21 protein-coding genes are annotated in these 24017 nt (G+C 66.9%); 14 read left to right on the top strand and 7 right to left on the bottom strand.

All coding sequences use genetic code 11. From position 1 onward, the window contains the following. Window positions 1-7 precede the first annotated feature (7 nt). Entirely contained in the window at window positions 8-586 is a 579-nt protein-coding gene (locus ACOCMM_RS15770) for an alpha/beta family hydrolase (protein WP_419554084.1), read from the bottom strand. A gap of 46 nt (window positions 587-632) precedes the next feature. Continuing rightward, window positions 633-2195, bottom strand: a complete 1563-nt coding sequence (locus tag ACOCMM_RS15765; RefSeq protein WP_419554083.1) for an MFS transporter — start codon at window positions 2193-2195, stop codon at window positions 633-635. A 94-nt stretch (window positions 2196-2289) separates the two neighbouring features. On the opposite strand from ACOCMM_RS15765, the gene murA reads away from it, so the two are divergent. Together murA and meaB are read left to right on the top strand one after the other, a co-directional pair. Continuing rightward, on the top strand, window positions 2290-3570 hold the full coding sequence (gene murA, locus ACOCMM_RS15760; protein ID WP_419554082.1) for a UDP-N-acetylglucosamine 1-carboxyvinyltransferase: 1281 nt from the start codon (window positions 2290-2292) through the stop codon (window positions 3568-3570). A gap of 42 nt (window positions 3571-3612) precedes the next feature. After that, window positions 3613-4578, top strand: a complete 966-nt coding sequence (gene meaB / locus ACOCMM_RS15755; protein ID WP_419554081.1) for a methylmalonyl Co-A mutase-associated GTPase MeaB — start codon at window positions 3613-3615, stop codon at window positions 4576-4578. A 42-nt stretch (window positions 4579-4620) separates the two neighbouring features. Here meaB and ACOCMM_RS15750 read toward each other — a convergent pair whose 3' ends face one another. Together ACOCMM_RS15750 and ACOCMM_RS15745 are read right to left on the bottom strand one after the other, a co-directional pair. Then, complete coding sequence (locus ACOCMM_RS15750; RefSeq protein ID WP_419554080.1) at window positions 4621-5745, bottom strand: SRPBCC family protein; 1125 nt, start codon at window positions 5743-5745, stop codon at window positions 4621-4623. Window positions 5746-5870: 125 nt separating this feature from the next. Continuing rightward, window positions 5871-6815, bottom strand: a complete 945-nt coding sequence (locus tag ACOCMM_RS15745; protein WP_419554079.1) for a LysR substrate-binding domain-containing protein — start codon at window positions 6813-6815, stop codon at window positions 5871-5873. Between the two features lie 323 nt (window positions 6816-7138). On the opposite strand from ACOCMM_RS15745, the gene ACOCMM_RS15740 reads away from it, so the two are divergent. The 4 genes from ACOCMM_RS15740 to ACOCMM_RS15725 all read left to right on the top strand — a co-directional run bounded on the left by ACOCMM_RS15740 (window position 7139) and on the right by ACOCMM_RS15725 (window position 11222). Next, window positions 7139-8296, top strand: a complete 1158-nt coding sequence (locus ACOCMM_RS15740; protein ID WP_419554078.1) for a cysteine desulfurase family protein — start codon at window positions 7139-7141, stop codon at window positions 8294-8296. Next, window positions 8293-9360 carry a tRNA 2-thiouridine(34) synthase MnmA gene (gene mnmA, locus ACOCMM_RS15735; RefSeq protein WP_419554077.1) on the top strand — a complete coding sequence of 356 codons (1068 nt, stop codon included), beginning with the start codon at window positions 8293-8295 and terminating at the stop codon, window positions 9358-9360. Before ACOCMM_RS15740 ends, mnmA begins: the two co-directional genes overlap by 4 nt. Continuing rightward, window positions 9357-9824 carry a hypothetical protein gene (locus ACOCMM_RS15730; protein ID WP_419554076.1) on the top strand — a complete coding sequence of 156 codons (468 nt, stop codon included), beginning with the start codon at window positions 9357-9359 and terminating at the stop codon, window positions 9822-9824. Before mnmA ends, ACOCMM_RS15730 begins: the two co-directional genes overlap by 4 nt. Window positions 9825-9905: 81 nt before the next feature. After that, on the top strand, window positions 9906-11222 hold the full coding sequence (locus ACOCMM_RS15725) for an ATP-binding protein (protein WP_419554075.1): 1317 nt from the start codon (window positions 9906-9908) through the stop codon (window positions 11220-11222). A 38-nt stretch (window positions 11223-11260) separates the two neighbouring features. On the opposite strand, the gene ligA is transcribed toward ACOCMM_RS15725, so the two are convergent. Then, entirely contained in the window at window positions 11261-13552 is a 2292-nt protein-coding gene (gene ligA, locus ACOCMM_RS15720) for an NAD-dependent DNA ligase LigA (protein ID WP_419554074.1), read from the bottom strand. Window positions 13553-13638: 86 nt separating this feature from the next. On the opposite strand from ligA, the gene ACOCMM_RS15715 reads away from it, so the two are divergent. From ACOCMM_RS15715 to ACOCMM_RS15690, 6 genes are all read left to right on the top strand, one after another. Beyond that, window positions 13639-14547: a hypothetical protein gene (locus ACOCMM_RS15715; RefSeq protein WP_419554073.1), complete on the top strand. Its 909-nt coding sequence runs from the start codon at window positions 13639-13641 to the stop codon at window positions 14545-14547. A 115-nt stretch (window positions 14548-14662) separates the two neighbouring features. After that, window positions 14663-14974 (top strand): Asp-tRNA(Asn)/Glu-tRNA(Gln) amidotransferase subunit GatC, encoded by a 312-nt coding sequence (gene gatC / locus ACOCMM_RS15710; protein ID WP_419554072.1) that lies wholly within the window; start codon window positions 14663-14665, stop codon window positions 14972-14974. A gap of 30 nt (window positions 14975-15004) precedes the next feature. Further along, window positions 15005-16498: an Asp-tRNA(Asn)/Glu-tRNA(Gln) amidotransferase subunit GatA gene (gene gatA / locus ACOCMM_RS15705; RefSeq protein WP_419554071.1), complete on the top strand. Its 1494-nt coding sequence runs from the start codon at window positions 15005-15007 to the stop codon at window positions 16496-16498. Next, on the top strand, window positions 16498-17961 hold the full coding sequence (gene gatB / locus ACOCMM_RS15700) for an Asp-tRNA(Asn)/Glu-tRNA(Gln) amidotransferase subunit GatB (RefSeq protein ID WP_419554070.1): 1464 nt from the start codon (window positions 16498-16500) through the stop codon (window positions 17959-17961). Before gatA ends, gatB begins: the two co-directional genes overlap by 1 nt. A gap of 115 nt (window positions 17962-18076) precedes the next feature. Continuing rightward, window positions 18077-18451 (top strand): helix-turn-helix domain-containing protein, encoded by a 375-nt coding sequence (locus ACOCMM_RS15695; protein ID WP_419554069.1) that lies wholly within the window; start codon window positions 18077-18079, stop codon window positions 18449-18451. A 26-nt stretch (window positions 18452-18477) separates the two neighbouring features. After that, window positions 18478-18681: an ATP-binding protein gene (locus ACOCMM_RS15690; protein WP_419554068.1), complete on the top strand. Its 204-nt coding sequence runs from the start codon at window positions 18478-18480 to the stop codon at window positions 18679-18681. Between the two features lie 12 nt (window positions 18682-18693). On the opposite strand, the gene ACOCMM_RS15685 is transcribed toward ACOCMM_RS15690, so the two are convergent. Then, window positions 18694-20004: an MATE family efflux transporter gene (locus ACOCMM_RS15685; protein WP_419554067.1), complete on the bottom strand. Its 1311-nt coding sequence runs from the start codon at window positions 20002-20004 to the stop codon at window positions 18694-18696. A 34-nt stretch (window positions 20005-20038) separates the two neighbouring features. After that, complete coding sequence (locus tag ACOCMM_RS15680) at window positions 20039-21433, bottom strand: PQQ-dependent sugar dehydrogenase (RefSeq protein ID WP_419554066.1); 1395 nt, start codon at window positions 21431-21433, stop codon at window positions 20039-20041. Between the two features lie 292 nt (window positions 21434-21725). Here ACOCMM_RS15680 and ACOCMM_RS15675 point away from each other — a divergent pair, with 292 nt between their 5' ends. Together ACOCMM_RS15675 and ilvN are read left to right on the top strand one after the other, a co-directional pair. Then, the gene (locus tag ACOCMM_RS15675; RefSeq protein WP_419554065.1) at window positions 21726-23480 is read left to right on the top strand and encodes an acetolactate synthase large subunit; all 1755 of its coding nucleotides are present in this window, start codon (window positions 21726-21728) and stop codon (window positions 23478-23480) included. After that, window positions 23477-24010 carry an acetolactate synthase small subunit gene (ilvN, locus tag ACOCMM_RS15670; RefSeq protein WP_419554064.1) on the top strand — a complete coding sequence of 178 codons (534 nt, stop codon included), beginning with the start codon at window positions 23477-23479 and terminating at the stop codon, window positions 24008-24010. Before ACOCMM_RS15675 ends, ilvN begins: the two co-directional genes overlap by 4 nt. The last annotated feature ends 7 nt before the right edge of the window (window positions 24011-24017 follow it).

The following is a 24017-nucleotide window of genomic DNA, read 5'->3' as shown; positions in this document are numbered from 1 at the left end:
CGACAGCTCAGCCCTCGATCCCGTCCAGCCAGTTCTCGACGTGTTCGACGACGGCACGGCGCGCAGCGATGGTGTTGGGATCATGTCGAGCGCCCTCGATGAAGCAGAGTGTGACCGGGCCTGCGAGAGCGCTCGTGTGCTCGCGCAGCTCGTCCGGCGTCGCGAACGGATCACGCGTGCCTGAGATGAACAAGCACGGAACCGGGATCTGGCCGAAGTGAGCGCTGCGCAGACGCTCAGGTCCCTCGGGTGGATGCAACGGGTAGCTGAGGAGCACGAGACCAGCCGCGGGAGCGCCAGCAGCTACTGCCATGGAGCAGACACGACCGCCGAAGGATCTGCCGCCGATCAACATGCCTGTCGGCGGCACGCCGAGTTCGGCCGCGATCTGGGGTAGGTCCTCCAGCAGTTCATCGACGACGTTCTCCGCGCGGGGCGGTGCTCGCCGACCGGCCCGCCGGTAGGCGAAGTCGTGTCGCCTCACCGGCATCCGGTCGGTCAAGGCTGTCTCGATGTCAACGAGCGTGCGGTGGTCCGCGCCACCGCCGGCACCCGGTGTCAACAGCAGTCCTCGAGCGTCGCTCATCGCAGTCTCATCTTGACCCGGTCAGGACTGGTCGTGTACCGAGGGGTCACATCGGTGCTGGGGGCGGCGCAGGGGGCCGCAGCCCGTCGGAGTCCGCCGCAGCGTCGGCCGGGTGCAGTTCCTCGAGTTCGTGGCCGCTGCGTTCGACCAGCCACAGCACGGCGATGGCGGCTGCGACAAGCGGGCCGACCCACAGCAGCGCGATGACCTCGCCGAAGCTGCCCCACGCCGTACGTAGACGCCCCGCGATGAGCACGCCCGCGGCCGCGCCGCCGACGCCCATGGCCCCGGTCAGCGTCGCGGCGCGTGCCCGCACGGCAGTCGGGAACAGCTCGCCGCGGTACACCCCGAGCGAAGGCAGCAATCCTGCCGACAGCATCGCCCCGACGAGGCCCAGCAACCACAGCGCCGCCCCGGACACGTTGAACATCACCACGAGGGAGCCCAGGCCCGCCACTGAAGCAATGGCCAGGATGACGCGCCGGCCCCGAGAGTCCGCCAACCGGCCCGCCGCATACACGGCGAGACCCGCAGGAGTCGCCGTGCCCAGCACGAACAGCGACACCAATGTTGCGCTGAAGCCGTGCTCGTCACGCAGGTATTCGTTGCGGAACCAATCGATGGGCCCCAGGAACAGGCCGAATGCCAGGTAGATGGCGCCTAGGAGCGCGATCGGACGCCAGTACCCGCTCAGCACCACTCCGCGGCCGCGTCGTTCGAAGCGACGGCTCTCGGGCAGCCTGCGCAGCAGCGGACGAACGGCGAGCAGTGCGAAGAGCGGAACGCCGAACAGCAGTCGCCAAGCCCACGGGGCCAGGTCGGACAGGGGTTGTAACCAGACGACCACGCCGGCGCCCAGCGCAGCCGCCATCGCCAGCACCGACAAGCACCACGCTCGGCAGCCCGCTGGGATCTCTTCCAGCGCCATCACGACGATCGTGGCGCCGAGCGCCGCGTTGGCGGTGCGGCCGATCAGGAGGAATGCGCCGAGCCACGCCATGGAGGGCGCCAGCGCCGCCAGGGCCGCGCTCGAGATGCCGACGAGCATGGCGCCGGCCACGATGCGCCGCCGCCCGTAGCGATCGGCAAGCACCGACACCCCGATGGCGAGCAGCGTTCCGATGCGCACCACTGCACCCAGCGTTCCCTGGGCGGATTGATCGGCCCCGAATTCGTCCGCTGCGTAGGTGTGGAGCTCCGATGGAGCGTTGGCGAGGTAGCCGCTCAGCATCGCCGCGGCGGCGAGCATGGCCATGATGGTCGCCGAGCGTGCGGTGAGGCGTTGCGGCGGTGCCCACACGGGCTGTTTGCCGTCGCCCGTTCGAGCGGTGCGCATTGCGCGCCGGACAGCAACATTGATGGCCGGTCCGAACCACGGCACCGCCAGCTGCCACTCCAGCGTCTCGGTCACCTGGTGGCGCGCTGTGCCTTCCAGGGGGGTCACGCGCACCGAGCGGGAATAACCCTCGAAAGGACCCTCTGCGAGATCGAAGGTGCGTGTGCCGTCGACGGCGGGGCCAGGGGCCTCGAGCACGATGTCGTCTCGCGGGCGCAGCAGTTCAGATACCTCGTTGGAGTCGGCAACGAAGGTGCGTACCTGCCGGGTCACGCTGGGGGCCTAGCACAGCTGCACCCTGGGCAGGTACATACTGCTCTGGCCCCGCGGCACCGCATCGGTGCCCGGCAGTGGTATCGGTAGGGCGATGAAAGAGCCGGATTCGGGCGAGCTTGACACGATCGTGGCCCAGCGCAGCAGCGCCCTCGAAGGCGAGGTCCGCATCGGCGGCGCCAAGAACAGCGTGCTCAAGCTGATGGCAGCGTGCCTGCTGGCCGAAGGCCGACACATGCTGGCCAACGTGCCCGACATTTCCGACGTGACGCTCATGTGCGAGCTGCTCGAAGCGATGGGTGTGACGGTGACGCGTGCCGATCACCGGCTGGTCATTGACGTGCCGGAGGAGTTGGACACAGCGGCGCCGTATCACCTTGTCGAGCGCATGCGAGCCTCCATCGTGGTGCTCGGCCCGCTGCTGGCGCGATTCGGCAAGGCCCGTGTGGCGCTGCCGGGAGGGGACGACTTCGGACCGCGCCCGATCGACATGCACCTGAGGGCGTTGGAGAGTCTCGGGGCAGTGTTCAGCACCGCCCACGGCGACATCTCGGGCACCGCGGAGGTGCTCACCGGGACAGAAGTCGTGCTGGAGTATCCCTCGGTGGGCGCGACCGAGAACGTGCTGATGGCTGCAGTGCGAGCCAAGGGCCGCACGCTCATTCACAACCCGGCGCGCGAACCAGAGATCAGCGACCTCGTGAGCTTCCTCAACCAGATGGGAGCGCAGGTGGGCTGGGCAGGGGATCGTCTTGCGGTCGACGGGGTGGAACGCTTGGCGCCCGCCAGATCCACCGACGGCTACCGGGTGATGCCTGACCGCATTGAGGCAGCGACATTCCTTGCAGCGGTCGGCATGTGCGGTGGGTCGTTGTTCCTGCGTGACGCGGTGGCCGACCACATGACGATGTTGATTCGCAAGCTCTCCGAGATGGAGGTGCGCATCGTTTCCGACGCAGCGGGGGTGAGGGCGACCGCGACCGGTCGGCTCTCGTCAGCGGACGTCTCCACGCTGCCGTATCCGGGCCTGGCGACCGACTACAAACCGTTCCTCGTCTCGATGCTCACGACTGCGTCCGGCGTCGGGATTGTCACCGAGAACATCTTCACCGGCCGGTTCCGCTACATCGACGAGTTGCGGCGCATGGGTGCCGACATCCGCACAGAGGGCCATCATGCCGTCGTGCGCGGCACCGAACGCCTCTCGGGAGCGCCGGTCCGCGCGCACGACATCCGAGCTGGCGCGGCACTGGTGGTGGCCGGCCTCGCAGCCGAAGGCGAGACCGAAGTGGCAGGCGCCACGCACATCGATCGTGGCTACGAGAATCTCGTCAGCAAGCTCGCCGGCATTGGCGCGACCATCACACGCCGCTAGAGCGTGCCACCTTCGGCGCGCATCGCTACCGTCGGCGCGCCGATGACAACCCCCGAAGGTTCCCTGACTGCCGATGTGGCGAGCCTGCTTGAGGCTGCTCGCACGGGGCACCGGCGCGCCCTGGCGCGGATCATGTCGCACGTCGAGCGCGGAGGTCCGCAGGCACGGGAGCTGGGAGCGCTGACGTTCGCCCAGTCAGGCAACGCTCACACAGTCGGCATGACGGGTGCCCCCGGGGCGGGGAAGTCCACCCTCAACTCGGCAGTGGTCGGCGTGGCACGCGAGCGCGGGGAGCGGCTTGCCGTGCTCGCCATCGATCCGTCGTCGCCGTTCAGCGGTGGGGCAATCCTCGGCGACAGGGTGCGGATGGCCGACCACACTTTCGACGAGGGCGTCTACATCCGCTCGATGGCCACACGGGGCCATCTCGGCGGTCTCACGCTGGCGACGCCGCTCGCGGCGCGGGTGCTGGATGCGCTCGGATGGCCGTGGGTGGTCATCGAGACGGTCGGCGTGGGACAGGTCGAGACCCAGATCGTCGGCGCCGCCGATACGACAGTCGTGGTCGTGAATCCGGGTTGGGGCGATTCGGTGCAGGCCAACAAGGCGGGTCTGATGGAGATCGCCGACATCTTTGTTGTGAACAAGGCCGACCGGCCCGGCACGTCGGAAACGAGCAGGGATATCCGTCAGATGCTGGACCTGTCTGCGCCGGGTGACTGGGACCCGCCGATTCTCACCTCGGTTGGCACCACCGGCGAAGGCGCGACCGAGCTGTGGGACGCGATCTGCGCGCATCGCGATCACTGCACGGCTTCCGGTGAACTGGAGGCGCGCCGAGCGGCTCGTGTGGAGACCGAGCTCGATGAGGTCTTGCGGGCCAGCATCGCTGAGCGTGTTGAGGCGCTGACCGATGGTCCTGCCGCCGAAGCGCTCCGCGCGCGTCTTGCTCGGAGAGAACTGGATCCCTACGCCGCCGCCGAAATCCTTCTCAGCCGGGCTCGCTGAGTCGCCAGAGTTGATCTTGCGGACGCCTTGGCGCTGCGGGACTCAGTCGAGTTCGCCACGGGCGAGCGCGAACACCGCCTCGCGCTCGTTCGGGTGCAGGTTGCGGTCGAGCAGCCGCAGGTCGGCCGCGGCGCGCAGGCGGGAGAGAATCTCGTCGGCGCCGAATTCCTTGAGGAAGGCGCGCGCGAATCGGGTGCGGAATGCGTTGATGACCGCCCGGGCGGCGGCGTGGTTGTCGGGCGAGCCGGTGCGCAGTCGCACGTAGGTGGAGGCAGCGTCAAATCCGCAGTCGCCGGCGGCTGCGTTCGACCAGTCGATGACGACGGGGCCGCCGGGGGTGAGCTTCACGTTGTCGGGCTGCAGGTCGAGATGGACGACCGAGCTGCCGCCTGAGACCTTGACCCAGTCGCCGGGCGCCGGTACCTCGCCGAGTCGCCGGTGCAGTCTCGCCAAACCCTTCGCGTGTCGCGACAGCAGCCACGGCTTTGCCGCTAAGTCGTCGAGCATGGTGGGCCCGGAGAGGCGCTCCATCACCACCGAGTGATCGTCGGGCACCGAGATCACCTTGGGCGCAGGAAAGCCGTACGTCCGCACGTGGCGCATCGCTTCGGCTTCGTGGCTCAGATCTCGCCCGCGGAGGCTGACGCGAATGATGTGCGGGCCGTAGGCACGCACTTCTGAGTCGCGTCCCATCCCGAGCAGCGGTCCAGGCTCATGGCCGGTCGGTCCTTGCTGCCGTTCGAGAATCCGGGCCCGCAGCGTGCGCAGATTCTTCCGCCACATGCGCTCGAGCACCAACGAGGCGGGCTGCCGCCCGAAGCGCCCGCCGAAGTACCACGGCAGCAAGAGTTCCTCGTTCCAGGTGAAGCGTGTGCCTTCATCAATCGGAGTGAGCGTGAACCGGCCAGTGCCACGCACGGCTCCGTGGTGCTCGACGCCGAGCGTTCGCGGCGGGTCCCAGTCAACGACTTCGATGCGATCTGTTGTCTGCAGCGGGCCGAGCTTGGTCACGCAGTCGAACGTCGTGCCGACACCTTCGGTCTGATCGGAGGTGAAGGTGATCAATTCGGCGTCAACCATCCACTCCACATTGCGAGCAAGGTCCGCCGCGAAATCCCAGACCTCTTGTTGCGATGCGGGAATGTCGATCTTGACCTCGATGCCCATGTCGCCGGCTGCCCTGTCGTTGCCCGTCGCAAGTGCGTCGCACCCAATGGGTCTCCTAGCCCGGCAAGGGAGCGAGGCCAGCGAGTGCGAACGCTCAGAGAGTGTGGCACCGCAATCGGCCGCTGTCATTCCGCGTCTGGCGCGTCTCCAGGTTCTTGCCTCGCTGCTGCCGGCGGCGAGGTGTTGTTCAGATCCGCCAGCCGTTCCGCAATGAGGACAGCCAGCTCGCGGTACAAGGGCGCGGCGGGTGACCGACCACGCCAAGCGAGCGCCAGTTGGCGGCTCGGGATCGCGTCGCTGAACGGGCGGACAACGATTCCTGCGCCTCGTCGCGCCTCGATGGGGGCGGCGCTCCTGGGCAGCAGTGTCACGCCCATCCCGGCTGCAACCATCTGGCAGATCGTCGTCAGGCTGGTACCGCCCTTGCCGACCTCATGGGCGCCAGCGTCGCGGCAGACCTCGAGCGCCTGACCACGCAGACAGTGGCCATTTTCGAGCAGCAGCACCGTCTCATCAGCGAGTTCGTCCGACGTCACAGCGGGCCGGCGCGCCAAGCGATGCCGGGGCTCCATTGCCAGCAGGAAGGGATCTTCGAGCAACACGAGATGTTCGATGTCCCCGGACGGAATCGGCAATGCCAGCAGCCCAAGATCGAGCTGGGCCGTGGTCAACACGTCGACCAGCGCAAGTGTCTTGAGCTCGTCGAGATGTATCTGCACGTCAGGGTGTCGCTCGCGGACGATGGGCAGGATTCGCGCCAGCAGGTACGGCGCTGCCGTCGGGATCGCGGCGATTCTCAGGGGGCCGATGAGTTCGTCAGTGCTGCTGCGGCCCCATTCGAGGAGCTCGTCGGTATCGCGCAGGACGGTCCGGGCACGGTCCGCCAGCTCGCGACCTATAGGAGTCACGACGATGCCGCGGCCGACCCGTTCGGTGATCGCGACGCCGAGATGGCGTTCGAGCTGCCGGATCTGCGTACTCAGCGTGGGCTGGGAGACGTAGCAGGCCGCTGCCGCGCGTCCGATGTGCCCGTGCGTGTCGAGTGCCGCTAGATACTCCAACTGGCGCATGGTCGGTCGACCGACAGCGTTGGTATTCGGACGTGTCGCCGACGGGGGACTCACGTGACGCTTCCGGCTGTCGGCGATGGGGACGTCCGACTCACCAGTGAGGTGATGTCCATGAAATTCCTTCCTCCAGCTGAAGAGGTCGGTTGCGGTTGTCCCCACATGCATTGTCTCCCGGCTCCGCACGCAGGTGGTCGCGCAAACGGCCCCAAAACCATTCGATTGTCCCTTCGTGTCGATTAGGCCAAAGCCATGAATGAGTGCTCGGAGTGGCACATCTGCGCCCGCCGGCGGACGGCCTTGGGCAGCACCCGTAACCTCACGATGTGAACGTCGACGGGATTCGGACCGCTGATCGGCCCGCCTATCTCGACTGTGCTGCGTCGACGCCGATGCGGCCGTGTGCCGTCGAGGCCATGACGCCGTTCTTTGAAACCCAGTTCGCCAATCCGTCGGGAGCTCACCGCATGGCGCGCAGGTCAAGGTTGGCGATCGACGACGCCCGCGAGATTGCGGCCCACGCGCTCGACTTCGACCCGCACGGCATCGTGTTCACCAGTGGCGGGACCGAGGCCGACAATCTCGCAGTGCGCGGCGTCACGGCTGCGACCCGAACGACCGCACTGTGCCCGGCGACCGAACACCACGCAGTGCTGCATCCGGTTGAAGCGGTCGGCGGACGGAAGGTGCGAGTCGATTCCGGCGGCGCGGTCGATCTTGAACATTTGGCAGCACAGCTGGCTCCCGATGCGGGTCCGCCGGTCGGGTTGGTCTCGGTGATGCTCGTCAACAACGAGTCAGGCGTCGTTGCCGACCTCGATGCGGTCGCCGAGGTGGTGCGTGCGCACGCCCCCGAGGCGCTGCTGCACACCGATGCCGTGCAGGGCGTCAACTGGATTGACATCGCCGCAGCGGCGCGCCCCGCAGACCTGCTGTCGTTGAGCGCTCACAAGTTCGGCGGCCCCAAGGGCGTCGGCCTCATGGGCATCCGGCCCGAGGTGCCGCTGTCGGCGCAGCTGCTCGGCGGCGGACAGGAGGCGGACCGGCGCAGCGGCACGCACAACACCGCTGGCATCGCCGCGCTCGGCGCAGCGCTTGGGGAGCTGACCGAGACGCGCGACGCCGACATCTGCCGGATAGGCGCGATGGCGGATCAGTTGGCCGACGGACTGCTCACAGCAATCGACAGATGCGCCGAGACCGTCGCCAGGTCGTGCCGCGCCGCGGGCATCTGTCAGTTGCTCCTCGAAGGCATCGAGACCGAGGCGTTGCTGGTGCTGCTCGATCGATATGACGTGATGGCCTCCGCAGCGGCCTCATGTGCATCGGGTGCCATGGAGCCCAGCCATGTGCTTGCCGCCATGGGCGTTGACCGCCAAGCCGCAGCTGGCTCGCTGCGCCTGTCGCTGGGCTGGTGCACCGAACCGTGGGAGATCGAGCGGGCCATCGAATCAATTCCACGCTGCGTGGAGCAGCTGCGATGACACAGCTGCATGGAGCAGCGACGAAGCGCAGGGTGCTTGTCGCGATGTCGGGCGGCGTCGACAGCTCCGTCGCTGCCGCGCTGTGCCTGCGCAAGGGCCATGAAGTGGTCGGCGTCACGCTGAAGCTGTGGGGAGGGCCCCAAGATCGAGGCTGCTGCGCGGTGTCAGACGTGGACGATGCCCGCAGGGTGTGCCAGCAGTTGGGCATCGACCACTTCGTCTTCAACTACGCGGCCGAATTCGAGCGCGATGTCGTCGAGACGTACGTGGATGCACACCGCAGAGGTCTCACTCCAAACCCGTGTATCGCCTGCAACCGGCATGTCAAGTTCGATGTGCTGTTGGACCGAGCCCGTCGCTTGGGCTTCGACCGCTTGGTCACCGGACATCACGTGCGCATCAGCTCCCGAAGCGGCGGGTTGGCGCTGCAGCGCGGTACCGACAGCGCGAAAGACCAGTCCTACGTCCTGTACATGCTCTCGGCGTCAGATCTGGCGGACGTGTGGTTTCCCGTCGGCGACTACCGCAAGGACGAGCTGCGGGCAATTGCATCCGAACTCGGACTGCGCACGGCTCAAAAGGCCGAGAGCCAGGACGTCTGCTTCATCACCGAGACCGCGGGCAGGGAACGCTTCCTGGCTGAACGCATCGACCTGCACTCTGCGGAACTGGTCGACACGTCGGGCCGGCGCATCGGCACCGCTCCGGCGGTGGAGTTGGTTACGGTCGGCCAGCGCAAGGGTCTCGATCTCGGCGGCGCGCCGCAGCGTCGATACGCCATCGAAGTAGACATCGGAACCCGTCGTGTCACCGTCGGCGGGGTCGATGATCTGGCAGCACGGGGTGTCCAGCTGGTCGACCATCGCTGGGCCAACAGGTCCGTTGCCGGCGACGTACTCGCCCAGACCAGCGCGCACGGGCACGCGCTGCCAGCGAGCCTCGATGCTGAGGGTCAGTTGCATTGGATCGAACCTCAGCGCCGCGTCGCTGCAGGACAAGCTGTCGTCTTCTACGAAGGTGACGAGGTGCTCGGCGGTGCGACCGTCGCCGGACATCTCGCATGAGGCGCGCGAGATCCGAGGGCAATCCCAACGGCAACGATCCGCCCGTTCCCTGGGCGTTGCGCAAAGGTGTCTCGACGGCCATCACGCTTGGCGTGCTCGTTGCTGCGGCGGGCGTCGTGCTCGCGGTGTGGCTGACTCGCGGAGGCGAGTCAGCTCCGCCATATCCGAGCGGCCTGCAGACAGTGACGCCGGTGCCCGGCGCTCAAGTGCCACACCAGAGCCCGATCGGTTCCCGTCTCGACCCCGGCTGGAGGCCGACACTCGTCATCAACGGGACGACCATTCCCGCCGGACAGCTCGACGCCGGCACGACCCAGCTCGGTGAGTACTTCTTTGCTCCAGGGACTGGCAAGGTCATCGAGAAGCTGCGCAGCGGGCAGACGTGCGCTCGTGTGACCGCCACTCCGACGATCGACATCGAAGCGGCTGACTTCAGCTTCGAGTGGTGCTTCTCGACGTTCTGATCTCGATGCCGGGGTCACAAATCGGCGAACAAGATCATCACAAAACGTATATTTAGAACTCCACAATGCGTACAATGCAGCGTGAGCGATAGGGAAGCCGCGGAGGCTGTGCCGGTGGAAGACACGTCCAGGCCAAATCTCGTCCCCTACGGCTACCGGCCGAGGATCGTCGATCTCGAAGTCGAACGTGGCCTTCAGTCTGCAGGGTTCCTCGTGCTGGAGGGACCGCGCGGCTGTGGCAAGACCTGGACGGGACTGCGTCACGCCCGCAGCGCCATCCGCCTCGACACTGATCTCGACGCGCGCGCTCTCGGCAGCATCGACCCTTCGACGCTGCTGGGCGGCGAGGCGCCCCGGTTGCTCGACGAATGGCAGGTGGTGCCTGGGCTGTGGAACCACGTGCGCCACGCCGTTGACGCCACGGCCGACTTCGGGCGCTTCATCTTGGCAGGGTCGGCCCGGCCCGCCGACGACGCCACCCGCCACACCGGTGCAGGACGAGTGCGCCGGATCCGAATGAGGCCGATGTCGCTGTTCGAGTCAGGGGATTCCACGGGTGAGGTGTCTCTGGGAGGACTTCTTAGCGGCCAACCGGCGAGCGCAAGCCGACCCGATTCGGGACTCGCAGAAGTCACGCAAATACTGTGCCGGGGTGGATGGCCCGGTCAGGTGGAGCTGCCGTTGCCGGAGATTCAGCGCAACCTGCGCGGCTATCTCTCCGAAGCTGCCCGATCCGATGTTCGACTCCTCGATGACGCTGCCATCCGAAATCCCGCCGGTGTGGAGCGACTGCTCCATTCACTGGCACGCAATGTCGCGACCGAAGCCAGCATGAGCACATTGGGCGCGGATGCGGAACCGGAGTCACTTCACCGCCACACCGTTCGTGCGTATCTGGAAGCACTGCGACGCGTCTTCGTGGTCGAAGAACAGCCCGCGTGGTCGGTTCGCCTGCGTTCTCGAGCACCGCTGCGCAAGTCGGCCAAGTGGCATCTGGCCGATCCCTCGCTGGCGGCTGCCGCACTCGGCGCCAATGCTGAGCGCCTCATTGGTGACATGTCCACGCTCGGCCTGCTGTTCGAGTCGCTCGTGGTGAGGGATCTGCGAGTGCTCGCTCAGCCCCACGACGGACGCGTCTCTCACCTGCGCGACGCGGCGGGCACCGAAGCCGACGCCATCGTCGAATTGCCCGACGGGCGATGGCTCGCGGCAGAAATCAAGCTCGGCGGCAGCGACGCGATCGATGCAGCGGCCCAGTCGCTGCAACGCGTACGCGACAACGTTGCCGCTGACCGTGCCGGGCAGTTGGTCGGCATGGTGGTCATCACCGCCCTCGGCTTCGCCTACACCCGCCGCGATGGCGTCCGAGTCACCCCCGTCACTGCCCTCGGCCCCTAACCCCCAAGTAGGTGCCACTGGCTGGGAGGTGTGGGCGCCTAGCCGGCTGCGAGTTCCCCGGTCTCGAGCAGGGTTCGTAGGCCGTTGTCGTCAAGGATCGGCACGCCGAGGTCGGCGGCCTTGTCGAGCTTGGTCTGTCCGGCGTTCGCTCCTGCCACCAGAGCGAACGTGCTCTTGTTGACGCTGCCTGGGGTCTTGCCTCCTCGTGCTGTGATCACGGCCTTGGCTTCGTCGCGGCTGAGATGCCAGCCATCGAGATTGCCGGTCACCACGACTGACTTGCCTGCAAGCACCTGTGGCGCATCCAGCTCGCCGTCAACTCGGTCGAAGCGCACCCCTGCTTGGTCCAGCCGTTCGACTAGCGCAGCGTTGCCCTTATCGGCAAAGAAGCTGGTGACGCTCGCGGCAATGATCGGGCCAATGCCATCGATGGCTGCGAGTTCCTCATCGTTCGCGGCCACGATCCTTCGAAGTGAGCCGAATCGCCGTGCCAGCAGTTCCGATGCCGTCGGACCGAGGTGCTCGATGCCGAGACCGATGAGCAATCGAGCCAGTGGCGCATCACGAGCAGCCTCGATCTCGACAAGAAGACTGTTGGCGGATTTTTCGGCGAATCCCTCGAGCCCGACAAGTTGATCGATGATCAGCCCGAAGAGGTCTGCTGGGCCAGCGATGAGTCCCCGTTCGTAGAACGTCACGATCGTTCGCTCGCCGAGGCCCTCGATGTCGAGCGCGCCGCGGCCGACGAAGTGACCGATGCCCTGGATCACTCGGTCTCGGCATGTGCGGTTCCGGCAGTAGGTGTTGGCATCACCCTCGTTGCGTTCCAGCTTGCTGCCACACGAAGGACACTCGTCGGGGAAGCACCAGGGCTCGGAGTCTGAGGGGCGTTCGGCGAGCACTGGGCCGACCACTTCGGGGATGACGTCGCCGGCCTTGCGCACGATGACCGTGTCGCGCGGGCGGACGTCCTTGGCGGCGACCTGGTCCTGGTTGTGCAGCGTGGCGAGCGACACCGTCGATCCGCCGACGAAGACGGGCTCCATGTCGGCGAAGGGAGTAGCGCGACCTGTGCGGCCGATCGAGACCATGATGCGGCGCAGCTTGGTCGTGCGTTCCTCGGGGGGGAACTTGTGGGCGACTGCCCAGCGCGGCGCACGGCTGGTGTAGCCAAGTTCCGACCGGAGCGGCAGGTCGGCCACTTTCACGACAACGCCGTCGATCTCGTAGGAGGGTCTGTGGCGGTCGCGCTCCCACGTCCTGCAGAATTCCTCGACTTCAGCGAGCGTGCCGAAGGTGCGGATCTCGGGATTCACCGGCATGCCGAGCTCACCCAGGTAGTCGAAGACCTCGCCGGCGCTGCCGAGGTCAGGGCCGCCAACCATCTCGCCGACGTCGTAGCTCCAGAATGACAGTCCTCGCGTCGCGACAATCGAGGGATCCTTCTGGCGCAGGCTGCCCGCAGCTGTGTTTCGGGCATTTGCGTAGTCGGGATGGCGGCGCTGCACATCGACCGGAGTGAGCTTGGCCAGCGACTCGAGCTTCCGCTGCTCAGTCGTCGGAATGTCTTCGGCGGTGCCTGCAAGCCGTTGCCTGGCGCCCTCTACGGCCTCGCTGAGGGCGTGGCGCGCCCTGGCTTGCGCTTCGTTCAGCTCGCGGAATCTGTCCACCGGCAGGTAGATCTCGCCGCGCACCTCGATGACCTCGGGCATCGGCGATGCCGCGCTCAGTTCCCGGGGGATGTCTGCGATGGTCACGACGTTCGCGGTGACATCCTCGCCGACACGCCCGTCTCCCCGCGTCGCTGCCTGGACAAGTCGTCCCTGCTCGTACCGAAGCGAAACGGCCAGCCCGTCGAACTTGAGCTCGCAGATCAGCTCCGGTTCGGGCGCGCCCGGATCAGCCACGTTTCCGTCGCCGTCCTCGTTCGCGTCGTCGTCGAACAGTGTCGGCTGCGCCGCGGCGAGTCCGCGCATGACACGGCCGTGCCATGCCCGCAGCTCATCGGAGTCCATGGCGTTGTCGAGTGACATCATCGGCCTGGCATGGACGACTTCGCTGAAGAGTGCCGACAGTTCCGCGCCGACACGCTGGCTGGGCGAATTCGGATCTGCGAATTCGGGATAGCGCGCTTCGAGTTCGATGAGTTCGCGCTTGCGGGCGTCGTACTCCCCATCCGGCACCGACGGCGCATCGTCTCGGTGGTACTCAACGTCGTAGCGGCTGATCAGACTTGCCAAGTGCCGCATGCGGTCCAGATCGCTCTCCTCAGCGGAGCTGAGCGCCGTTTCACGGCGCTCGTCTGTTGAGTCGTTACTCTCGGTGGGCATCGCACTGCCGAGAGTACTGAGGGTCTGCAACTCTTTCGGCAACAGCAAGGCGGGGTGTCGCGGCGTCCAGCGGCGAGACTTCGCCCGTGGGAGCAACACTTCGCGCGCACCCGACCCTGTGGTTGCTGAGGCTGCTGTGGTTGACGATGCCTTGGAGCGCGGGCGCCGCAGCAGCGGACGCGCTCGGTGTTTGCTCCCAATCGTCGGCGCGGATCCTGAGCGCTGAACTGTGGGCCGCATGGGCACTGGTGCTGACGGCGACATTCGTGCGCCGGCCGTGGGCCCTCACCGTCGTTCGCATCGCGACGCCCGCATCAGTCGGCGTGGCGATCGGTTCGGTCGTGGCCGCTGTGGCATGGGACGCCAACCTTCCGGCGCAGCGTGGGGCGACGGCCATCGTCGGGGCGGTCGTCACCACGGCGATAGCGCTGCTTCCCGAGACCGGCAATTCCTTCGTGGACGGTCTCAGCTATGGCAATGAGCGACGGATGCTGCTGCGCACCCCGTTCCTGCTGGCAGTCGCTCCCATCCCGATCGTGTGGGTGGCTGTTGTCGCCGGGATAACGGCGCCGCTGGTGCTGTGGGCCATCGAGCAGTGGATCTGGGCTGCCGTTGCCACGGTCACGGGGTTCACCTCGGCGACGCTGGGCTTCCGATCTCTGCATCAACTTGCCCGTCGCTGGGTCGTGTTCGTTCCCAACGGATTCGTCCTGCACGATCGCATGGCGACGCGCGAGCCGTTCCTGCTGCGCCGAGCCGATGTCGCGTCGCTCGGTCCCGCGCCCGCCGACATCGATCTTGGGGCGGACGACCTGGCGGACATCAGCGGCAACGCGCTCGGCCCGGTGCTGCTCGTCACCTTGGACGGCCAGGTCGAAGTGGTGCCGCGCACGACAGGCACGGCACAAGTGATGGCGGTGTCCCGGGTGCTGTTCAGCCCAACCCGTCCGGGCGAAATGCTGTCCGAAGCCGCCCGCCGACGAATTCCCCGCTGATCCATCGCTGAATCACCGCTGAACCACCGTTGATCCATCGCTGAACCACCGTTGGTCAGTCACTCATTCGTGGCCGATTACTCATTGCCGACGCACCGGTACCCTGCGGCCTGCGATGGGAGAAGCGACGCCCGCGATCAGCACGGACCAGGTGGCGCATGTGGCGCGGCTCGCGCGTATCGAGCTCACTCCGGCCGAGATCGAGCACTACACGGGCCACCTTGGGCGCGTCCTGGACCACGCCCGCGAGCTGGAAGATCTTGACCTCGCGGAGGTGCCGCCGCTGGCGCACCCGTACCCCCTCCGCAATGTCTTTCGCGACGACGTCGCCGGTCCGTCAGTGGACCGGGAAGAGGTGCTGAACCAGGCGCCGGCCGCATCGGACGGACAGTTCGAAGTGCCGCCGGTGCTCGGCGGGGAGGCCTGAGCCGGTCATGACCCACGGGGCGACCGTCCGATGAGCACAGCGAACGCCATCGCGCAGGATGTACGCGCGGGCAACCGCCGCGCGACCGATGTGCTGAAGGCATTCCTCAGCCGAATCGAGGCCCACGACGGCGACGTTCACGCGTTCAACACGGTGACCGCCGACCACGCCCGTGCGGCCGCGGCGGCAGTGGACGCCGCCGTGGACGCAGGTCGCGACCCGGGTCCGCTGGCAGGCGTCCCCGTCGCTTTCAAGGACAACTTGTGCACCCGCGGCGTGGCGACCACGTGCTCATCCCGAATGCTCGAAACGTGGTCGCCTCCCTACGACGCCACGGTGGTGCAGGCGATGACGGCCGCCGGTGCGGTCATGGTCGGCAAAACCAATCTGGACGAGTTCGCGATGGGCAGTTCCACCGAGAACTCGGCATTCGGCCCCACACGCAACCCCTACGACTTGAGCCGGGTGCCAGGCGGCTCCAGCGGGGGCTCGGCTGCTGCTGTCGCTGCAGGGTTCGCGCCGCTGGCGCTCGGGTCTGATACCGGCGGCTCTATCCGCCAACCCGCTTCGCTGTGCGGCATCGTGGGCATCAAGCCGACCTATGGCCGGGTGAGCCGTTACGGGCTCGTTGCCTTCGCCAGCTCGTTTGACCAGATCGGCCCGTTCGCGACCGACGTCGCCGATGCGGCGCTCACTCTCGGGGTCATCAGCGGCCATGATCGGGCCGACAGCACATCCATCCCCATTGCGGTGCCCGACTACGCCGCCGCGCTGAGCCGGGGTGTCGAAGATCTGAGGGTGGGCGTTGTCAGCGAGCTGACCGGGACGGGTGGCAGTGCGGGTGGCGCGCTGGACGGGATCGACGCGGACGTCACTGAACGGGTGATCGAGGCTGCCGATGCGCTTGCGGCCGCCGGTGCGACCGTAGGCCGGGTCTCGGTGCCTGCGGTTACGTATGGCCTCACCGCGTACTACCTCATTGCGCCTGCGGAGGCCTCAAGCAACTTGGCGCGTTACGACGGAACCCGCTACGGGCTGCGCATCGATGGCGCTGATGTCTCCGAGATGAACCGCCTGACCCGTCGGGCCGGCTTCGGCGACGAGGTCAAGGCACGCATCATGCTGGGGACCTTCGCCCTCAGCGCTGGCTACTACGACGCCTACTACGGCAAGGCTCAACGGGTTCGCATGCTGACGCGACGGGACTTCGACGCTGCGTACGCGGACTTCGACGTGCTGCTCTCGCCCACCTCGCCGTGCGTGGCGTTTCGCTTCGGCGAACGCTCCGACCCCATGACGATGTACCGCTGCGACACCTGCACCATCCCGTCCAATCTCTCAGGCGATCCGGCCATGTCGGTGCCGTTCGGAACAGGCGCCGAGGATCTGCCGGTGGGCGTGCAGGTGATGGCACCGGCCTTGGGCGAGGAAACGATGCTGACGGTGGCTGCAGCACTCGAGCGCGCTGCGCCGCAACTGCCAGCACCGCAGTTGACCGGAGGCACGCCCTCGAGGGGCACGTGATGCCGGCCGCTCATCAGGACCCCGCACTGGCGACGCCCACAGACTGGGAGATCGTTATCGGGCTCGAAGTCCATGTCGAGCTGGCGACCGACACGAAGCTGTTCTCCGCGGCGCCCAGCCGTTTCGGCGACGAGCCGAACACCAACGTCACGCCGGTCTGCCTAGGCCTTCCCGGCTCACTGCCCGTGCTGAACCGCCGCGCCGTCGAACTGGCCATGGCGGTGGGTCTCGCGCTCAACTGCGAGATACGGCCATCGGTGTTCCACCGCAAGAACTACTTCTACCCCGACATGCCGAAGGACTACCAGGTCAGCCAGTACGACCAGCCGATCTGCTCGGATGGCTGGCTGGAGGTGCCCGGCGGGAACCGGGTTGGCATCGAGCGGGCGCATCTGGAAGAAGACGCTGGCAAGACGACGCACTTGGGGGGTGCAGATGGCCGCATCCACGGGGCGGTCGGCGCGCTCGTGGACTACAACCGGGCGGGCACACCTCTGCTGGAAATCGTCTCACGACCTGACATCGGATCGGCCGCCGAGGCCAGCGCCTATGTCACCGAACTGCGGGCGATCCTGCTGGCGCTCGGCGCGTCCGACGCTCGGCTTGAAGAAGGCTCGATGCGCGTCGACGCGAATATCAGCGTGCGGCCCGCCGGCTCGGGCGAGCTGCGCACTCGCTGCGAGGTCAAGAACCTCAACTCGCTGCGGTCGCTGCGCAACGCCATCGACCATGAGGCCCGGCGGCACATCGGGCTCTATGAAGCGGGCGAGTTGCCGATTCAGGAAACCCGGCACTGGTCCACTGACGGTCGCACCCACTCGCTGAGATCCAAGGAAGAGGCCGACGACTATCGCTACTTCCCCGAACCCGATTTGGTGCCGCTCGCGCCCGAGCCTGACTGGATCGAGCGGGTGCGCTCTGCGATGCCAGCACTGCCTGCCGCTCAGCGCGAGCGCCTCGGTGCACTGGGCACCGACCCCGACGACTCGCAGGTCATCGTGAGCCGCGGCATGGCCCCGCTGGTGCTGGGAGCAGTCGAGGCCGGCGCTGATGCGGCCCGCACCGTCACGCACGCCGTGCAGAACCTGGCGCTCGAGGGGGCCGAGCTGCTCGACGTCACGCAGCTGGCGTCGCTTGTCCACATGGAAACGTCGGGCCAGCTCACGGCCACCCAGGCGAAGACCGTGCTCGGGATCATGTGCGAACGGGTGCCTGGCGCCGGTGCCGAACCGGGCGCCATTGCAGCAGAGTTGGGCTTCGAAGCCATGCACTCCGGAGAACTCGAGACCCAGGTGGACCAGGCCATCGCCGAGAACCCTGAGGCCTGGAAAAAGTTCTGCGCCGGCGAGTCCAAGGTGGCCGGGGTCTTCGTGGGTGCAGTGATGAAGGCCACCCGCGGCCAAGCTGACGGCAAGGCCGTCAACCGGCTCCTCGCGCAGCGCCGCGACAGCCACAATATGTGAACCGCTGAGTGAACCGATGAATCGCTCCGAACTCTCAGAGATGCTCGCGAACGGCGAGAATTCACTGGTCGAGTTCAAGCGCGACGACATCTAGCCGCGGCGACTTGCGGCTGAGGTGGCCGCGTTCTTGAATGTGGAAGGCGGATGCGTCTTGCTCGGTGTCGAGGACGATGGTTCCGTCGTCGGCCTCGCACGCCAGCCGAGGCAGGCAGAGGAGTGGGCGATGCAGGCGGCGCGGGATCTGCTACTTCCTGCTGTAATCCCGATTTGGCAGACCCTGGAAGTCGAGCACGGCAAGCTCATCGGGGTCGTGACCGTGCCGCCGAATGCGCCGGACAAGCCCTACAAGGTCAAGCAAGGCGCTGCATGGGCCACCAAAGTGAGGGTGAGCTCGACGACGCGTGACGCTAGCCGCGAGGAAGAGGAGCGTCTGTATCAGCAGTCAGGCCGCGTCCGCTGCGGGTTGAAGCCGGTGATCGGCTCGAAGTGACTAGTCCTGGTCGCCTCCCAAACTCGGTGTCGATTGACGGGATGAAGTCGGGTGCCCGTTACGCCCGCAATCAAACGCTTGTGAATGTCATGCGCGACTACCGGTACGTGGATGCGCGCGGCATGGGCATCCATCGCAAGGTCCTGCCGTCCATGCTCGAGCACAACGGCACCGAACCGGAGTTCGTCGAGGACGAATACAGCTTCACGGTTAGGCTCAAGAAGCAGTAGCCGCCGACGAGTTCAGGCGTCGCCGGTGCGGAGCCAGGCGTCGCCTCGGAAGCGAATCCACTGGGGCGCAACGCGAAAGCACATGAACAGGACCAGAGCGGCCCACAGCCAGCCGATTCCCAGGTCCAGCACGCGTACGGTCCCCCCGACAATCGCGAAGCCCGCCGCGGCGCCAGCCATTGCCCGTGCCAAGAAGCCCAAGTCGCCGGCGCCGATGAAGATGCCGTCGAAGGCGAAGGCGGCGGCATTGACCGGCTGCATGGCAGCCACGAACAGCAGCAAGAAGCCGCCGAGGGAGACCACTTCGGGATCGGTGCTGAAGATTCCCGCTAGCGGTGTGCGCAGCAATACGAGCGCTGCCCCGAAGATGAAGCTGAGCTGGAGGCTCATGCCGATCATCCGCACGCTGGCGGCGCGTGCCACCTCGGGCCGACTGGCGCCAAGCTCCTTGGCCACCATGGCTTGACCCGCAATCGCGACCGCATCAAGGGCGAGGGCGAGCAGCGACCAGATCTCCGCACCGATCTGGTGGGAGGCGATCTCCGTGGTGCCGATGCGCGAAGCGAACACTGCCGCCAGCACGAACGAGCCCCGGAGCGCGCTCGTGCGCACAAACATCTGCAGGCCAACACGGGCATAGCGGCGCGCGGCGGCCGCGACCAGCCGCAACGAAGCCCCCGCGGCCCGTGTCCGGCGGTGGACGGCTACAACGAACACGATCGCCGCGCCCCACTGCGCAACAACCGTCGACCAGGCCGAGCCGGCGATTCCCATGTCGAGCTCGAACACCAGCACGAGCTCGATCAGCAGGTTCGCGAGAGCCGACGCCACGGCAACGATGAGCGGCGTGACCGTGTCCTGTGCGCCTCGCAGGTAACCGGTGGCGGCCATGGCGGCGAGCAGCGCGGTGAAGCCGATCAGGCTGATCCGCAAGTAGGTGAGTGCCAGCTCGGCGACCTCGGGCGTCGGATCGAACAGACCCACGAGCCAGTCGGATCCCGCCCACATCCCCAGGCTGACGGCGATGCCCAGGCCGACCGACAGCCACATACCAGCGATTCCCTGCTCGGCTGCCCGCTGCGGCGAGCCAGCGCCCACCAGGCGCCCGACCAGACCTGTCGTGCCGTAGGCCAAGAAGATGAGCGCAGCATGGGCGCTGAGCAAAATGGCCGATGCGATCGCCAGTCCCGCCAGCTCGGGTGTGCCAAGCCTGCCCACGATGGCCGTGTCGGTGACCACATAGAGCGGCTCGGCAATCAGCGCGCCGAACGCCGGCACGGCCAGCAGCAGGATCTCGCGGTCATAGACCGTGCGGCGCAGCACAGCTATGCCCCGGTTGCGATCGATGTTTCCGGCATCATCCGGCCAAAGAATTGGCGGTGAGTCGCCACACGCCCGTTTCGATGTCGATGACGTACAGCTCGCCGGCTCCGTCGACGGCGAACCCGACTGGCCGCGGCGTGCTCACGCCCAGATGCCAGACCTCGTCAGGCTGTGCACCAGGCTCTACCGCTGCAGCGTAGATGTCGCCCCCGCAGAAATCCGCAAACACGTAGCGACCCGCCAGCCACTCCAGCTGGCTGCCGCGGTACACGTGTCCCCCGATCACCGCGCACAGGCCGCGCCCGTGCCGGTACTCGAAGTCCGGTGCCCGGTGGTTGCTCAGCTCATCACCCACAAAATGCCGGGTGCCCTCGTAGGCGTTCCAGCCCAAGTTGGCGCCGCCCTCGTCGGGTGCGAGCACGTTGACCTCTTCGATGCACTGCTGGCCCACGTCCGAGACCCACAACGTGCCGGTCGCCTCGTCGAACGACATGCGGTACGGGTTGCGCGCGCCGTAGACCCAGATGTGCGGATCGCTGCCGGGTCCAAGGTCCGGATTGTCCGCCGCGGGCACCAGGCGCCAGTCGTCGGAATCAGTGCTGCCGCCGGTATCGAGGGCGAATCGCAGCACGGCCCCCAGCGGAGTGGCGAGGTTCTGGCCGTGATGACGAGGGTCGCCGAGGCCGCCGCCGTCACCGAACGACGCATACAGCAGCCCGTCCGGACCGAACAGCAAGTCCCCGCCATTGTGCTGTGCATTGGTTTGACTCACCTGCAGCACATCGGTGTAGCCGCCATGCAGCGCCGTGCGGTCAGCGGTCGGCGTGAGCACGGTGAGCACACTGGAACCGTGCCGGTCGGTGCGGTTGATCCACAGCCGACCGTGCGGCCCCAGTGTCATGCCCACCAAGCCCTGATCGTGCTCGGCCGCCGTGTTCGACGAGAAGTCGGCCACGGGCTCCGCGCTCAAGACCGCACCGAATCCGGGGCCCCCCTGTACCGCCAGGCTGGGTGCAAATCGCCAGATGCGGCCCCTGCGGTCGCCGACAAAGCCACCGCCCGCGCCGCTGGTACCTGAGTCGCCAGTGCCCGATGTCGCCCTGTCAAACACCATCACGGTCGCCTCGACCAGGTCGATGTACGGCGCGAGAGTCACGAGACGCCCGGGCGCCGCCTCGCTGAGTGGGACGGCCCCGAGCTCGGGCAGTCCCGCCGGGCAGGGCGTATTGGACGCCAGGTACTCGGGGGTTTGCGTCAGCGGCAGCGTGGTGGCAGGCACGGTTGCCTCGGTGCCCGTGTCGTCGCCCGGACTGCCGATGGCAGGGCCTGTGCCCTCATCAAGCCCGATGTTCGAGCACCCGGCCGCCATCACCCCAGCAGCAATAGCCACGGCGCAGACCGCGACGCTGAACAGCCGTCCGCCCTGCACCCGGCCAATGTACGCCCACCCAGCGGCACGCCGGCCTGATTTCGGTCATGCGTGCGTCCAAGTCAGGTTGTGGCTGCCGGGCGGGCACGACAGAATGAGTCGATGCGCGCGCGAGCGAACCAGTTCGGCTGCCCGGCCGGGCCCGCGAGGCGCAATGAGGTCGTAGGGGTACTTACCTAAGGCGAGCCCGTTTCGACGCGCTCGCCCTGCCTCCCGCTCGGGAGGCACAGTCATTTATGGACTCAGTCATTTGGGGCACAGTCATTTCAGGATTCGTTGTAGGAGAAACTTCATGGAGCTCACGGGCGCTCAGGCCCTGATGCGAAGCCTCGAGATGAGCGGTGTCGACGTGATGTTCGGCCTGCCTGGCGGGGCGATTCTGCCCGTGTACGACCCGGTGCTGGACTCGTCGATCCGCCATGTCCTGGTGCGCCATGAGCAGGGTGCGGGCCACATGGCGCAGGGGTACGCGCACGTCACCGGCAGGCCAGGGGTGGCGATGGTCACGAGCGGGCCGGCTGCCACCAACATCGTGACGCCGTTGTGCGATGCCTTCATGGACTCGATCCCGTTGGTGGTCGTGACCGGCCAGGTGGCGATGTCGGCGATCGGCTCGGATGCCTTTCAGGAGTGCGACACCACGGGCATCACCATGGCGGTCACCAAGCACAACTATCTGGTCACCGAGGCGGCCGACATCCCGCGCATCGTCGCCGAGGCGTTTCACATCGCCACCACGGGCCGGCCGGGACCCGTGCTGATCGACCTGCCGAAGGACGTCAGCAACGAGCTGATGACCTGGTACTGGCCAGACAGCGTTGACCTGCCCGGCTACCGGCCCCGGAGCGAAGTCGATCTCGCGGCCATCGCCGAAGCCGCCGCGTTGATCCGCACCGCTCAGCGTCCAGTGATCTACGCGGGCGGGGGCCTGCTGAAGGCGCGTGCGGCGGAGGCGCTGCGTGAGCTCGCAGAGATGTGCGACATCCATGTCGTCACGACCCTGATGGCCCGCGGAGTGTTCCCAGACCGTCATCGTCTCTGCCTGGGCATGCCCGGCATGCACGGCAACTACTCGGCGGTGACCGCGATGCAGCAGGCCGACCTGCTCATCAATCTCGGGGCGCGCTTTGACGACCGGGTCACGGGAAACCCAGCACACTTCGCCCCCGGTGCCAAGGTCATTCACGTCGATATCGACCCAGCCGAACACGGAAAGGTGCGCGTGCCCGATGTCGCCATTGCCGGTGACGCCCGGGTGGCCGTCGAGGCGCTGATCGCTGCGCTGCGGCCTGCCGACGGCACCGACGTCACCGATGCCATGGCGGACCGGTCGGTCTGGAAGTCGACGATCTCGGGCTGGCAGGAGCAGTTTCCGCTGAGTTATGACCAGCCCTCGAGCGGTCACCCGCTCAAGCCCCAATACGTGGTGGAGCAGCTGCGCGATAACACGCCCGACGACACGATCGTCGTGGCGGGTGTCGGGCAGCACCAGATGTGGGCGAGCCAGTACTGGAAGTTCGACCACCCCTACACCTGGGTCAACTCGGGCGGCCTCGGAACCATGGGCTTCGCGGTGCCGGCTGCCATCGGTGCCAAGGTGGGCCGACCCGACCGCACCGTGTGGGCCATCGATGGCGACGGCTGCTTCCAGATGACTGCGCAGGAGCTGATTTCCGCAAGCGCCGAGAACATCCCGGTGAAGGTGGCCATCCTCAACAACGCCTACCTCGGCATGGTGCGTCAATGGCAGGAGCTCTTCTACGCCGAGCGCTACAGCCAGGTGTACCTCAGCGCAGATCACCCCGACTACGTGGGCTGGGCCGAGGCCATGGGCTGCGCAGGCATCCGGGTGGAATCAGCCTCCGAAGTGGTGCCCGCAATCATGAAGGCGAACTCGATCAACGACCGCCCTGTGGTGATCGACTTCCGGGTCGATACCGAGGAGAAGGTGTACCCGATGGTGCCGGCCGGCGGCTCCAACGACGACATCATCCTGGGGCCTGAAGGCGATGCCGAAGCTGCGTCGAAGGGTTCAGCGCCGTCGTGAGCGCTCCACAGGAGCCGGACCTCCACATCTTCGCGGCCATTGTGGAGAACAAGTTCGGCGTGCTGGCACGCATCGCCGGTCTCTTCAGTCGCCGCGGCTTCAACATCTTCTCCCTTGCGGTCGCTCCGACCGGCGATCCCGACTACAGCCGCATCACCATCGTGGTCGACGTCCACAACACCGACGTCACCCAGATCGCGAAGCAGCTCGACAAGCTCATCAATGTGATCCACATCAGCGAGCTGCACCCGTCGGACTCGATCGAACGCGAGCTGATGCTCGCACGCGTCGGGGCGGTCGATCTCGCAGCCGTCGTCGAGGTCATCTCCGAGTACGGGGGGGACGTGCTTGATCACACCGACGGCGAGGCAATTGTGAGCGTCAGCGCCCATCCGGATCGGCTCGACCGATGCGAGCGCCAATTGCGCCCGTTTGGCTTGCATGTGCTCCAGCGCACCGGCCGCATCGCGCTGCGAGCGCTCGATGCCTATGAGCCCGCCGTCGGCATACTCCATCCGCACGATTCCTGAACGATTC

The sequence above is a fragment of the Candidatus Poriferisodalis sp. genome (assembly GCF_965198245.1).
In the GTDB taxonomy this organism is placed as follows: domain Bacteria; phylum Actinomycetota; class Acidimicrobiia; order Acidimicrobiales; family Poriferisodalaceae; genus Poriferisodalis.
The sequence above is the reverse complement of the archived record's forward strand: the minus strand, read 5'-3'. Positions and strand labels throughout refer to the sequence as shown.

Bases quoted from the DNA above. Each gene is read 5' to 3' on its own strand.
- gatC (WP_419554072.1), top strand. From the start codon at position 14,663: ATGGGAGAAGCGACGCCCGCGATCAGCACGGACCAGGTGGCGCATGTG.
- murA (WP_419554082.1), top strand. From the start codon at position 2,290: ATGAAAGAGCCGGATTCGGGCGAGCTTGACACGATCGTGGCCCAGCGC.
- ACOCMM_RS15675 (WP_419554065.1), top strand. From the start codon at position 21,726: ATGGAGCTCACGGGCGCTCAGGCCCTGATGCGAAGCCTCGAGATGAGC.
- gatB (WP_419554070.1), top strand. From the start codon at position 16,498: ATGCCGGCCGCTCATCAGGACCCCGCACTGGCGACGCCCACAGACTGG.
- gatA (WP_419554071.1), top strand. From the start codon at position 15,005: ATGAGCACAGCGAACGCCATCGCGCAGGATGTACGCGCGGGCAACCGC.
- ACOCMM_RS15745 (WP_419554079.1), bottom strand. From the start codon at position 6,815: ATGCGCCAGTTGGAGTATCTAGCGGCACTCGACACGCACGGGCACATC.
- ACOCMM_RS15730 (WP_419554076.1), top strand. From the start codon at position 9,357: ATGAGGCGCGCGAGATCCGAGGGCAATCCCAACGGCAACGATCCGCCC.
- meaB (WP_419554081.1), top strand. From the start codon at position 3,613: ATGACAACCCCCGAAGGTTCCCTGACTGCCGATGTGGCGAGCCTGCTT.
- mnmA (WP_419554077.1), top strand. From the start codon at position 8,293: ATGACACAGCTGCATGGAGCAGCGACGAAGCGCAGGGTGCTTGTCGCG.
- ACOCMM_RS15750 (WP_419554080.1), bottom strand. From the start codon at position 5,745: ATGGGCATCGAGGTCAAGATCGACATTCCCGCATCGCAACAAGAGGTC.
- ACOCMM_RS15770 (WP_419554084.1), bottom strand. From the start codon at position 586: ATGAGCGACGCTCGAGGACTGCTGTTGACACCGGGTGCCGGCGGTGGC.
- ligA (WP_419554074.1), bottom strand. From the start codon at position 13,552: ATGCCCACCGAGAGTAACGACTCAACAGACGAGCGCCGTGAAACGGCG.